We start from the raw sequence: 11,295 nt of genomic DNA, 5'->3' as shown, positions 1-11,295 counted from the left end.
CAACAGCGTAGTCGGAACCGCGGACCAGGACCTCCGGGACCAGGGGACGGCTGTTGTATTCGCTGGCCATGGAGGCGCCATAGGCGCCGGCGCTCATGAAGGCCACAAGGTCGGAGGCCTCGAAGGGCGGCAGGTCGCGGTCCCGGGTGAAGGTGTCCCCGGTCTCGCAGACCGGACCCACCACGTCATAAGGCCGGGCCTGGCCCTCCCGCGGCCGCACCGCGCGGATGTCGTGATAGGCGTCATACATGGCCGGGCGCAGCAGGTCGTTCATGGCCGCGTCCAGCACCAGGAACCGGCGGCCCTCGGGCCGTTCATGGATGTGCACCACCTGGGCCAGCAGGACGCCGGCATTGGCCGCGATCACGCGGCCGGGCTCAAAGGCCAGTTGCACGTCCAGCCCTTGCGTGGCCTGGGCCACCACCTGGGCGTAATCGGCCGGGGAGGGCGGCTCGGGCTGATTGAAATAGGGCACGCCCAGCCCGCCCCCCAGGTCCAGGCGCTCCACATGCAGGCCCTCGCCGCGCAGGCGGCGGACCAGGCCGGCCATCTTCCCGAAGGCCTCGGCCATGGGGGTCAGGTCGGTGATCTGGCTGCCGATGTGGCAGGCCACGCCCACGGGCTTCAGCCAGGCGTTGTTGGAGGCCATGGCGTAGAGCCGCTCGGCCTCGGCGAAGGAGACGCCGAACTTGTTCTCCGACTTGCCGGTGGCGATCTTGGCGTGGCCGCCGGCCGCCACATCGGGATTGACCCGGAAGGCGATGGTCGCGCGCTGGCCCAGGCCCTGCGCCACCCTGGCCACGGCGGCCATTTCCGGCTCGGATTCCACGTTGATCTCGCAGACGCCGGCCTGCAGGGCGAAGGCGATCTCGGCGGTGGTCTTGCCGACGCCGGAAAAGACGATCCGCTCGGGCGGGACGCCGGCGGCCAGAGCGCGGCGGATCTCGCCCTCAGAGACCGTGTCGGCCCCGGCGCCCAGCCGGGCCAGGGTCTTCAGCACCGCCACATTGGAGTTGGCCTTCACCGCAAAGGCGATGAGGGGGGTGTTCACGCCGGCGCCGGTCAGGGCCTCGCGCAGCACCGTATAGTGCCGCTCGAGGGTGGCGGTGGAATAGACATAGACCGGCGTGCCGACGGCGCGGGCGATGTCGGCCAGGGGGACGTCTTCGCAGAAGAGCTGCCCCTCCCGCAGTTCGAAATGGTTCATCGCGGATTGGCGTAGGGATCAGGCAGGGCGCCCTGGGGACCCGACGAGGTGGGGCTGGGCGAGGTGCCGTCGATGGGCAGGGTGCGGGACGGCGCGGGATTGGTCGAGCGGGTCCTGGGGTCCACCGTATCCACAGGCCGGCTGGGCGAGGATCGGGGCACGACCACTTCGCCGGTGGCGGGGTCGCCCCACAGCGGCGGCGGGCGCTCCAGGCCGCCGGCGCGGCCGCAGGCGGTGAGGCTGAGGGCGGCGAGCGCCAGGATGAGGGGCAGGCGGGCGGTCATGACAGGGCGTCCTTCCAGCGGGCGATCTGGGCGCGGACCTGGTCAGGGGCGGTCCCGCCATAGCTCTTGCGACTGGCCGCCGAAGCGGCCGGGGTCAGCACGTCATAAACGCCGGCCTCGATCCGCGGGTCCAGGGCCTTCAGCTCTTCCAGGGGAAGATCGGCCAGTCCGCAGTCCAGTTGCTCGGCCCGCTTCACCGCCGCGCCGGTGACGTGGTGGGCGTCGCGGAACGGCATGTCGAGGGTGCGCACCAGCCAGTCGGCGAGGTCGGTGGCCGTGGAGAAGCCGGCGCCGGCGGCGGCGGCCATGCGGTCGGGATCAGGCGTCAGGTCGCCGACCATGCCGGCCATGGCGCCGATGGACAGGTCCAGCACGTCGAAGGCCTCGAAGGTCGGGACCTTGTCCTCCTGCATGTCCTTGGAATAGGCCAGCGGCAGCCCCTTCATCACCACGGCCAGCTGGGTGAAGGCGGCCATCATGCGCCCGGCCTTGGCCCGCACCAGCTCGGCGGCGTCGGGGTTCTTCTTCTGGGGCATGATGGACGAGCCGGTGGTGAAGGCGTCCGACAGCCGGATGAAGCCGAATTGGGGCGTCATCCAGATGACGATCTCTTCGGCCAGGCGCGACAGATGGGTGGCGCAGATGGCGCCCGCCGCCAGGGCCTCCAGCGCGAAGTCCCGCGAGGAGACGCTGTCCAGGGAGTTGGCGGTGGGGCGGGCGAATCCCAGCGCGGCGGCCGTGGCGTGGCGGTCGATGGGGAAGGGCGATCCCGCCAGGGCCGCCGCCCCCAGGGGGCATTCGTTCATCCGCGCCCGCGCATCGGCGAACCGGCTGGCGTCGCGGCCGAACATTTCCACATAGGCCATCAGGTGATGGCCGAAGGTCACGGGCTGGGCCGGCTGCAGGTGGGTGAAGCCCGGCATCAGGGTCTCGGCATGGGCCTCGGCCTGGGCCAGCAGCGCCCTCTGCAGGGCCTGGAGCTGGCCGGTAGCGCGCTCGCAGGCCTCGCGGACCCACATGCGGAAGTCCAGCGCCACCTGGTCGTTGCGCGACCTTGCCGTGTGCAGCCGCCCCGCCGCCGGGCCGATCAGCTCGCGCAGGCGAGCCTCCACGTTCATGTGGATGTCTTCGAATTCGTCGCGGAACGGAAAGTCGCCGGCCTCGATCTCCCGGGCGATCTCGTCCAGGCCGCCCAGTATGGCCGCGGCGTCGTCGCCTGAGATGATCTTCTGGTTGCGCAGCATGGCGGCATGGGCCCGCGATCCCGCCAGGTCCTGCCGCCACAGGCGCTTGTCGAACCCGATGGAGACGTTGATGGCCTGCATCAGCTCGGCGGGCTTGGTGGAAAATCGCCCGCCCCACATGGCTTGCCCCTGGCCGGAGCCGGACGCGGCGTCCATATGGGCGGTGTCTTGCGATGCTTTGGAGGCGTGATCGGTCATGAGCGGTGAGTCAGCGGCCAGGCCCGGAAAAGGGCTGTTTCGGTGGGTCATGTGGGGCGTCGCCGCCTTCGGCGTCGGGGCGGTGGTCTATATCATCGTTCAGGCCTCCTCCAATCCTGATCGCAGCAATGGCCTCAATGGCGTCGCCCGCGGCGAGATGGCGGCCTTCAAGGCGGCTGGCGAGCCCCGGCCTGCTCCGGTGACCACCATCTATGATCCGGACGGTCAGCCGGTGCGTCTGGCGGACTTCCGCGGCGAGGTGGTGGTGTTGAATCTCTGGGCCACCTGGTGCCCCCCCTGCGTGGCCGAGATGCCGACCCTGGCCAAGCTCGCCGCCGACTATGAGGGCCAGCCCGTGCGGGTGCTGGTGGTCAGCGTCGATCGCGAGGCCGACATGGACAAGGCCCGCGCCTTCATCGCCCAGCACGCGCCCCTGGCCTTCTATTCCGACCGCAATATGAAGCTCGCCTTCGATCTCGTGCCCCCGGCGCCGGGTATGCCGACCACGGTGATCTATGGCCGTGACGGGCTGGAGCGCGGCCGCCTTTCGGGGGGCGCCGACTGGGGCGGCGCAGACGCCAAGGCCATCGTCGATCACGTGCTGGCCGAGGGATAGCCGCTTTTTGAATTGACCACCTTGCCGCCCCCGGCGCACCTTGCGCGCGCGACAATCCGAGATTTGGGCCGACCTTCGCTGCGTTTCCCGAGGACTGAGATTGTTGACGGACGGCCGGTTCCCGCCGGGCGTCACGTTTCGTCAGCTAGTCGGGAGACGACAGATTATGGCCTCAGGTACGGTCAAGTGGTTCAATACGACCAAGGGTTACGGCTTCATCCAACCGGATGACGGCGGCAAGGATGTCTTCGTGCACATCTCGGCCGTGGAGCGCGCCGGGCTCAACGCCCTCAACGAAGGCGACAAGGTCAGCTATCAGCTGCGCGAAGAGCGCGGCAAGACGGCGGCCGTGGATCTGAAGACCATCTAAGGCTTCGGTTTCTGCAAGAATTGAGGGCGCGGCGGGTTCACCGGCGCGCCCTTTTTCGTGGCTGGTCTGGCGTTTTCAGGCCCCCAGTCTGCGCTCCGCCCGGCGGCCGTCGAAATAGGCGTAGAGGGCGGCGGCCTCGGCGATCACGCCGGGAGTCTCCAGGGCGTCCATGGTCGGAGGGGGCGGCACGGCCGCGGGGCCGCAGGCGCGATCAAACATGCGGGCCACCCCGGCCAGATCGCCGCACAGCGTCAGGTCCTCGGCCTCGATCTCATAGCCCGCAGGCCCCCGCCGCGCGAAACTCTCGCGCATCTGCGCCAGCACCCGCTCGTCCACGGGAGCATAGACGCCGGCCATGACGCCGAAGGCGTAGGGCGCCGGCAGACCGGTCAGACGCAGGTCCCAGGCGATGTTGGAGGCCAGGGGATAGAGCTGCATGTCCACCATGCCCACAAGGCGCCGGGCCCCATGGGCGTGGGCGACCTCCATGGCGGCCAGGAAACACTCGCCCACCCGCCGGCCTCCCCGGCGATTGCGGCGATAGGCGTAGGTGGAGAAGATGCGGCTCATCTCCCAGGCTTCGCCTCCGCGCAGCTCCGGCGACCCGGGCGCCACCAGATGCGGGAAGCTGTCGGTCAGAATGCAGCCGTCATCGGTGGGCCGCACCCGCAGGCCCACCTCGATGCGGTTCTGGTCGTCCAGACCCAGCAGATAGACGGCCCGCTCATCGTCGAACTGATCGACCTCGCCGCCATCGACCACCTTGAGATCGCTCCAGCCGTTCTCCTCCACGAAGTGGATGCGGCGCAGCTCATGCATCTCGGCGAGTTGAGCGGTGTAGAGGTGGCGGTTCTTCAGGGTGACGACGTGGATCACTGGGACAGCTCCGGACAGGACATCTGCCGGAATGCTGCGCCAGCGTGCGGGCGCGCGTTATGGGGTGATCACCCTAGGTCGTCGGACACGTGCTGAACGGCGGGACGCTCAGACCTTCGGCAGCAGGCCGCAGGCCAGGGCCGCCGTGACCGCCTGGATCCGGGTCGGGCAGTCCAGCTTGCGCTTGGCGGCCTCCACATGGTGGTTCACGGTCTTGGGGGAGATGTCCAGGATGGCTCCGATCTCCCAGTCGGACTTGCCCTTGGCCGCCCAGGCCAGACACTGGCCTTCGCGCCGCGTCAGCGTTCCGGGACCTGGCCTGTCCCCCGCCAGCTCGCGCAGCCGCACGGCCAGGGTCGCAAAGACCACGCCCACCCCCTCCAGCAAGGGACGGTGCTGCGGCGAAAGGCGGCTGGAGGGACTGGTCATCCGCAGGATGATCTTCTCCCCCAGGGGGCCGGGCATCTGAACTACGAAGGCGTTGGACATGCCCTCGGCGGCGGCCTCGGACCACATGGCCTGGGCCGTGGCGACGGGGGCGGCTTCGCGGACATCGGTCCAGGTGAAGCCTGTCCGGCTGTCGGCGATCCAGGTCGCGCAGGGATCCTGCTCGATATAGCGCTCGCGCCAATAGCGGCGATCCCAGGGCTCGAAGCCGTGGCGGGAGACCACCGTGGGAGCCTCGTGAGCCTCAAGGCCGCGCAGACGGGTGCAGCAGTACCGATCAAAACCGAACGCCGCGAGGGTCCGCCGGAAGTGCGCCTCCAGCGTCTCGATATCGCGGTGAGCCGGCGCCTCTGACAGGAAGGCCCAGCTCCTGGCTTCGATCGAACTCATGGGATGCGGCCACTTCAGGGAGCGGCCCGCAGTTAAGCCGGTTCAGCGACCTTCGTCACCTGGGGTTGAGCGACGCTTACGCCCGGGGTCAGGGCCCGCATGAAGGTCACCAGCGAGGCGCGGGCCTCAGGCGAGAGCTGTTCGAAGGCGGTAAGCAACTCCAGCGCGCCCGGCGTACGCATCCGCGACAGCAGGTCCAGGTCGACGCTCGGTTCTTCTTCCGGCGTATCGAGCACGTCGAGAAGGTCGGTGACGCGGCAGCGCAGGGCGCGGGCGATCTGGACCAGCCGCGAGAAAGAGATGCGGTTCGCGCCGTTCTCGTACTTTTGGATCTGCTGGAAGCTCACGCCGCATTGTTCAGCCAGGGCTTCCTGCGACATGCCGATCGTGCGGCGGCGAATCCGCACGGCGGCGCCCAGGGCGATATCCATGGGGTCGGGGGTCTTGGCGTTCAAATCGGCCACGGCGGTCTCCAGGTGAGCTCAAGGCGTACATCGGCAGGTTAGCCAATGTTTCAGTCTTGAGAAGTTGTCCAAATGTCTCACCACCCGCCTAGCGTTTGCGCCGCCATGGTTGCAAGACCATCGTTCTACCAAAATGAGTAGATGAACGTCTTTTTGAACGCACCCGACGGTGGTGCGTCCAACAGCCGCGCCCGTCTTGCGCCGCAAATGCAACGCAGACGCCGTTCCAGCGCTGGCCTCAGGTCCGGACGGAGCTCTTCATTCTCGTGGCCGGAGAGGATGACGGACGACACCCCGCCGCATCGCTCGGCCTCGCACTGGGCCCAGTACACGCGGTGAGCGCATTGCAGAGCTGAAATGTTAGAGCTGCATCCATTCGAACGATCGGTATTGGAAATCGGGTCCATGCAACGCCTCCCGGATCGAACAAAAGCAGAACATTCGGGACGATGCGAGTCCGCTCCGGCTGTGGTCCGGCCGGGCGCCATCAGGAGGCGAGCGGAATGGGGGTCAGGCGGCCGCCGGGCGTTCCAGCAGGGCCAGGAGGCCGTCGGCCGAGAGGGGCGGGGCGATCAGATAGCCCTGGATCAGGTCGCACCCCAGGCTGGCCAGGAGGCGGCGAGCGCGCTCGTCCTCCACGCCCTCGGCCACCACTTCCATGCCCAGGCCGTGGGCCAGCTCAATGGTGGACTTCACGATGAGCTGGTCACGGGGATTTTCCGCCTCCGCGGCGATGCTGCGGTCGAGCTTCAGCTCGTCGGCCCGAAGGAGCTTCAGATAGGAGAGCGAGGAAAGACCCACGCCGTAGTCGTCAATGGAGATCTTGATCCCGGCCGCGCGGAAGGCCGCCACGGAGGCCGTCGCCGCCTGCGGGCTCTCGATGACCGCGGTCTCGGTGATCTCGAAGCAGATTTCGCCCTCGCGTCCCCGGACAAGGTCGAGGGCGCGTTCCCGGAAGGCGGCGTCGCCCAGAAGACGGCCCGAGACGTTGATCGAGACCAGAAGCCGATGGCCGGCCCGGCGGAAGGCGGCGCTGTCGGCCAGGGCCTGTCGAATCGTCCATTCGGTCAGGCTACGGATGGCGCCGGTTTCCTCCGCCGCGGTGATGAACACCTCCGGCGAGATGGGACCGCGAACGGGATGGCGCCACCGCATGAGCGCCTCCACCCCGCAGATGGCGCCGGTCGTGGCCTCCGCCTTGGGCTGGTAGAAAAGGCTGAGCTCGCCGGCTTCCAGCCCCCGTTCCATTTCGCTCATCAGGGCCAGGGTCAGGCGCGGGTCGGGAAAGCTCGCCGGATCATAGGCCAGCAGGCGCCGGTCGCTGCGCCGGGCCTCGTCCAGGGCCGCGGCGGCGTGCTCCAACAGGTCATCGTCGCTTTCAAGGCCGGTGTCATAAGCCACGCCCAGGCGCAGATAGGCGTCCACCAGATGGCCTTCGACCTCGTAGGCCGGGGCCAGGGCGGCCAGCGCCGACAGCTCCCGCTGCAAGGCCTCTTCGTCTCCCCGGCTCACCACCAGGCCGATCACGCCGGTGGACAGGTAGGCCACGCGCGAGCCGTGGCAGGCGCGCAACAGACGGGCGGCCACGGCGCGCACCACGTGGTTCACCAGGCCATAGCCCACAGCCGCGCGCATCTCGGGAAAACGGTCGATCCCGATGGCCGCCACCGCGCGGGCGCCGCCCTGCGCCTGCCTGAGCTTGCCGATCTCCGACAGCAGGGCCCGTCGGTTGGGCAGCTCGCTCTCCGGCTCGTGCATGGCCAGGTGAAACAGGCTGGCCTCGCGGGCCTTCTGGATGGCGCGCGCCCGCCGCTGAAGCTCCACCTGCATGGTCCAGGCCAGGCAGAGGATCTGCGTGAGCAGAAGCGGGGCGACGGAGGGCTGGATTGGGGTCAGGGTCTGGATCGCCACCGGCAGGCCCAGGATCAGCACCAGGCCGGCCAGATGACGCGCGGCGGTCCGTCCGGTCCCGCCTGGGCGACCCGGGCGGAGGCGGACCACGACGAAAATGCAGAGCGCCAGGGTGATCAGGATGGGCATGGGATAGAGGGCCCGGCCCTGCCGCAGGCTCTCGAACGCCAGGGCGTGGACCAGAACGCCGGCGAGAATGCCGTGGCGGGGCGTGGCGAAGGTGTCTCCCAGCTCCAGGGCCGTGGCGCCGATCAGCACTGTCCGGCCTTTCACGAGGGCCGGGTCGAACCGCCCCTCATAGACCTCCTGGAAGCTCAGACGGGGAACCTGGCGGGGCCGGATGCCGTAATCGATCAGGAAGGGCTCGACGGCGCCATGAGCGCCGCCGGCCATGAGGTGGGCCATGGTCGGTCGGTAGGCGTCGTCGGCGCCGAAGCCCCGGAGATAGCGCCAGACGCGACCATCGGATTCCACCGGCACATTCACGCTGGCCAGCAGGGCCTTGTCCGATAGGTCCGCCATGGGACGGTTCTCGATCAGCGGCGAGTCTGGATCATGCCGCGACCAGTGCTGGACAAAGGTTGGCAGGATCACCGCCCGGGCGTCTGAAATCGCCTGAGCGAACTGGGCGTCGGCCGCAGGGTAGGAGCGTGCGCTGAAATCCACGTCGAAGCCGATCTGTTCGGCGCCGGCGGCGTTCAGATGGGCGACGGCGCGGGCGTAGCGCTCGCGGGTCCACGGCCACTGGCCCGCCGCCCGCAGGCTGGCGGCGTCGATCTCGACGACGACGATCTCCTGGCTCGGAGCCCGCTCCACCAGCCGGAAACGCTGGCTCGCCAGGGCGTCCTCAAGCGGCTTGAGCGTTCCCAACGCCATGGCCAGGGCGATGAGCATCAGAATGGCCGCGGCGGGCCACCACCGCCTCATCCAGGCCGTGCCGATGAGGGACCCGAGCGTCACGGCCTAGAGGGCGCTTTGGCCAGTCGGAAGGTTGAGAGTCAGGCCGAGGCCAAGCCCGCGCCCGCCGCCGCTGTTGTTTCCAGGCCCTGCGTTGGGATTGCCGCTGGCCGCGCCGCCGTTGCCGCCGGCGTTGTTGCTCCCTGGTCCGGCATTGGGGTTCCCGCTCACCGCTCCACCCAAGCCCAGCCCCACATCGAGATTCCCACCGCCGACAGCGACGCCGACATTCAGGTCACCGCCGTTTCCCCCGGCGTTGCTGTTTCCAGGCCCGGTGTTGGGGTTCCCGCCGGCGGCTCCTCCCGAGCCCAGCCCCACATTGAGGTTCGCTCCGCCGACAGCAACACCGAGGTTCGCATTACCGCTGTTTCCGCCGGCATTGCTGTTTCCAGGCCCAGCATTAGGATTGCCGCTCGCAGCTACGCCGTTGCCGCCGGCGTTATCGTTTCCAGCCCCGGCGTTGGGGTTGCCACTCGCGCTTCCACCATTGCCGCCGGCATTGTTATTCCCCGGTCCGGCGTTGGGACTGCCGCTCCCGCCGCCGCCGCTTCCCCCCGCGTTGCTGTTGTCAGGCCCCGCATTGGGATTGCCTCCCGCTGCCTGAGGCGGCGGCGCGGCTGAAGCGAAGTTATTGCTTGGCGCAGCTGCTGGTGCTGCGGGGCCCGCGGCTTCCACCACCGCTGTCGGCGCGGCGTTGGTGGTCCGGGCGAGGGTGACCGCTGCGGCGACAGACGAGGTCTCGGCGACGGGGGAATCTCGATCCACATCGGGCGCTGCGGCCCCGCTCGCCAGGGCGGCCATTGGCGAGGGGCCAGGGCCGCTCACAAGCCCGTCCGAGGCTTGGCTGTAGTCCAGGCTGGGCAGGTTGACGCCGGGGCTCGGCGCGGCGGCCACCGGGGAGGGGGCGATCACGCCGACCTGATCGGGCGCATCGCGAAGCACCTGCCCCGTGACGCCCGCAGGGATGTCGCTGGGCAGGCCGCCGTTCATGGCCTGGACGGCCACCAGGCCTTCGGCCACGTGCACGGTGTCGCTCACCGCCGAGATGGAGACCGTGAACGTCGTCCCCTTGACCACGGCGGCCAGCAGGGAGGTGTCCACGCGGAAGTGCGGCCGGGCCTGCTTGTCCACCTGGAAGAGGATCGAGCCCAGATCCTGGACGATCCGCGTCATGCCTTCGGCCTCGCCGGCGGCCACGGTCATGCGGCTGTTGGGACCGACGACGATGCGCTTTCCACCATCGGTCAGCACCGCCCGGCCGCCCGCCGCCGTGGTGACGTTCGAACCCGGCGGAACGATCATATTGGCGGTTCCCGCGACAGGATCGCGGCCCGGCACGGTGATGCGAACCGCCCCGGTGGCCTCGGTCAGGCGCCAGTCGGCCAGGGCCGCGCCGGCGCTGCAGAGGAAGGTCGTCGCCGCAAGAAGGAGCAGCGTGGGGGAACGACGAGACATAGGGCGCCTTTCAGGCTGGGCAGCCTTCTGGCCGCCTAGATCAGGGCGAAGTCTCCCATAACCTGCCTAACTGACCGCTAATGTGCTGACTTTTTAGGATGTTAGGGGGTTATTCACCTTGAGCCGCAAGGTTGGTTAACCAGGCTGCGGCTCGAGATTCCCATTGGCGACCCTTCCCCATCTGCGCGTGACAGGCGCCATCCTGCTGGGCGCGGCGGCCTTGGCGGCCATGGGATTTGGGGGTGGTCCGGCCGACCGCGCCCTGGCCGAGGCCGAGCGGTTGGCGGCGGGTTCCCCCCGCGAACCCGCCCGGGAGCGATTCACCCTCAACGGCGTGGTGATCGACGGGGTCAGCGTCTATTCCCGCACCGAACTGGCGCCTCTCTATGCGGATTTCCTGGCGCGCGAGGTCGGGATGGGCGAGCTCGCCGCCATCGCCCAGGCCGTCACGGACAAGTACCGCGCCGACGGCTACTTCCTGGCCCGCGCCGTGGCGCCGCCGCAGACCGATCCGGCGGGCCTGGCCCGAATCCAGGTCTATGAAGGCTATGTGGACGATCTGACCTTCGCCGGCGCGGCCGTGCCGGCGGTGGGCGGCCTGCTGCAGGACATCGTGGAGCATCGGCCCCTCCGGCTGTCGACCCTGGACCGCCGCCTCGCCCTGGCCAACGACCTGCCGGGGGTGCGGGTCAGCGCCCAGGTGGAGCCAGACCTGGACGATCCGGCCCGCCACCGGCTGGTGGTCACCACAGTGCTCGACCGCTTCGAGGGGCAGGCCTATGGCGACAACCGGGGCGGCGAGCGGGCCGGGCCGTGGCAGGTCTATTCCCGCGGGGCCCTGAACAGCGCGGTCCGTCCCGGCGACCAGATCTCCGC

The 11,295-nt window shown here is 69.1% G+C and carries 11 protein-coding genes; 3 read left to right on the top strand and 8 right to left on the bottom strand.

Annotated features, from left to right (window positions below; genetic code table 11):
• The 3 genes from lysA to argH form a co-directional block, all read right to left on the bottom strand.
• On the bottom strand, positions 1 to 1,207 hold a 1,207-nt coding region (gene lysA / locus V7D28_RS10125; protein ID WP_333587262.1), incomplete at its 3' end, for a diaminopimelate decarboxylase.
• Positions 1,204 to 1,491, bottom strand: coding sequence for a hypothetical protein (locus tag V7D28_RS10120; RefSeq protein WP_333587261.1), 288 nt, complete (start codon positions 1,489 to 1,491; stop codon positions 1,204 to 1,206). The genes V7D28_RS10120 and lysA, both read right to left, overlap by 4 nt.
• The gene (gene argH, locus V7D28_RS10115) at positions 1,488 to 2,933 is read right to left on the bottom strand and encodes an argininosuccinate lyase (RefSeq protein ID WP_442957924.1); all 1,446 of its coding nucleotides are present in this window, start codon (positions 2,931 to 2,933) and stop codon (positions 1,488 to 1,490) included. Before argH ends, V7D28_RS10120 begins: the two co-directional genes overlap by 4 nt.
• On the opposite strand from argH, the gene V7D28_RS10110 reads away from it, so the two are divergent.
• Complete coding sequence (locus V7D28_RS10110; protein WP_333587260.1) at positions 2,932 to 3,549, top strand: TlpA family protein disulfide reductase; 618 nt, start codon at positions 2,932 to 2,934, stop codon at positions 3,547 to 3,549. The genes argH and V7D28_RS10110 overlap by 2 nt on opposite strands.
• 166 nt (positions 3,550 to 3,715) lie before the next feature.
• On the top strand, positions 3,716 to 3,919 hold the full coding sequence (locus tag V7D28_RS10105; protein WP_333587259.1) for a cold-shock protein: 204 nt from the start codon (positions 3,716 to 3,718) through the stop codon (positions 3,917 to 3,919).
• Between the two features lie 75 nt (positions 3,920 to 3,994).
• Here the strand turns inward: V7D28_RS10105 and V7D28_RS10100 are convergent, their stop codons facing one another.
• The 5 genes from V7D28_RS10100 to V7D28_RS10080 form a co-directional block, all read right to left on the bottom strand.
• Complete coding sequence (locus V7D28_RS10100) at positions 3,995 to 4,795, bottom strand: acyl-homoserine-lactone synthase (protein WP_333587258.1); 801 nt, start codon at positions 4,793 to 4,795, stop codon at positions 3,995 to 3,997.
• 108 nt (positions 4,796 to 4,903) lie between these two features.
• Complete coding sequence (locus V7D28_RS10095; protein ID WP_333587257.1) at positions 4,904 to 5,632, bottom strand: helix-turn-helix transcriptional regulator; 729 nt, start codon at positions 5,630 to 5,632, stop codon at positions 4,904 to 4,906.
• A gap of 32 nt (positions 5,633 to 5,664) precedes the next feature.
• Positions 5,665 to 6,096, bottom strand: a complete 432-nt coding sequence (locus V7D28_RS10090; RefSeq protein WP_333587256.1) for a helix-turn-helix domain-containing protein — start codon at positions 6,094 to 6,096, stop codon at positions 5,665 to 5,667.
• Between the two features lie 510 nt (positions 6,097 to 6,606).
• Complete coding sequence (locus tag V7D28_RS10085; protein WP_333587255.1) at positions 6,607 to 8,967, bottom strand: EAL domain-containing protein; 2,361 nt, start codon at positions 8,965 to 8,967, stop codon at positions 6,607 to 6,609.
• Between the two features lie 3 nt (positions 8,968 to 8,970).
• A complete protein-coding gene (locus V7D28_RS10080) occupies positions 8,971 to 10,419 on the bottom strand; it encodes a FecR family protein (protein ID WP_333587254.1) in 1,449 nt (482 codons plus the stop codon).
• Positions 10,420 to 10,582: 163 nt separating this feature from the next.
• Between V7D28_RS10080 and V7D28_RS10075 the strand changes: the two genes are divergently transcribed.
• Positions 10,583 to 11,295: POTRA domain-containing protein (locus V7D28_RS10075; RefSeq protein WP_333587253.1), on the top strand; the 713-nt coding region annotated here is incomplete at its 3' end.

It is taken from the genome of Phenylobacterium sp., from assembly GCF_036723115.1.
In the GTDB taxonomy this organism is placed as follows: domain Bacteria; phylum Pseudomonadota; class Alphaproteobacteria; order Caulobacterales; family Caulobacteraceae; genus Phenylobacterium.
The sequence above is the reverse complement of the archived record's forward strand: the minus strand, read 5'-3'. Positions and strand labels throughout refer to the sequence as shown.

Excerpts from the sequence above, each read along its gene's own strand:
- V7D28_RS10120 (WP_333587261.1), bottom strand. The coding sequence starts at position 1,491 with ATGACCGCCCGCCTGCCCCTCATCCTGGCGCTCGCCGCCCTCAGCCTC.
- V7D28_RS10110 (WP_333587260.1), top strand. The coding sequence starts at position 2,932 with ATGAGCGGTGAGTCAGCGGCCAGGCCCGGAAAAGGGCTGTTTCGGTGG.
- argH (WP_442957924.1), bottom strand. The coding sequence starts at position 2,933 with ATGACCGATCACGCCTCCAAAGCATCGCAAGACACCGCCCATATGGAC.
- V7D28_RS10105 (WP_333587259.1), top strand. The coding sequence starts at position 3,716 with ATGGCCTCAGGTACGGTCAAGTGGTTCAATACGACCAAGGGTTACGGC.
- V7D28_RS10095 (WP_333587257.1), bottom strand. The coding sequence starts at position 5,632 with ATGAGTTCGATCGAAGCCAGGAGCTGGGCCTTCCTGTCAGAGGCGCCG.
- V7D28_RS10080 (WP_333587254.1), bottom strand. The coding sequence starts at position 10,419 with ATGTCTCGTCGTTCCCCCACGCTGCTCCTTCTTGCGGCGACGACCTTC.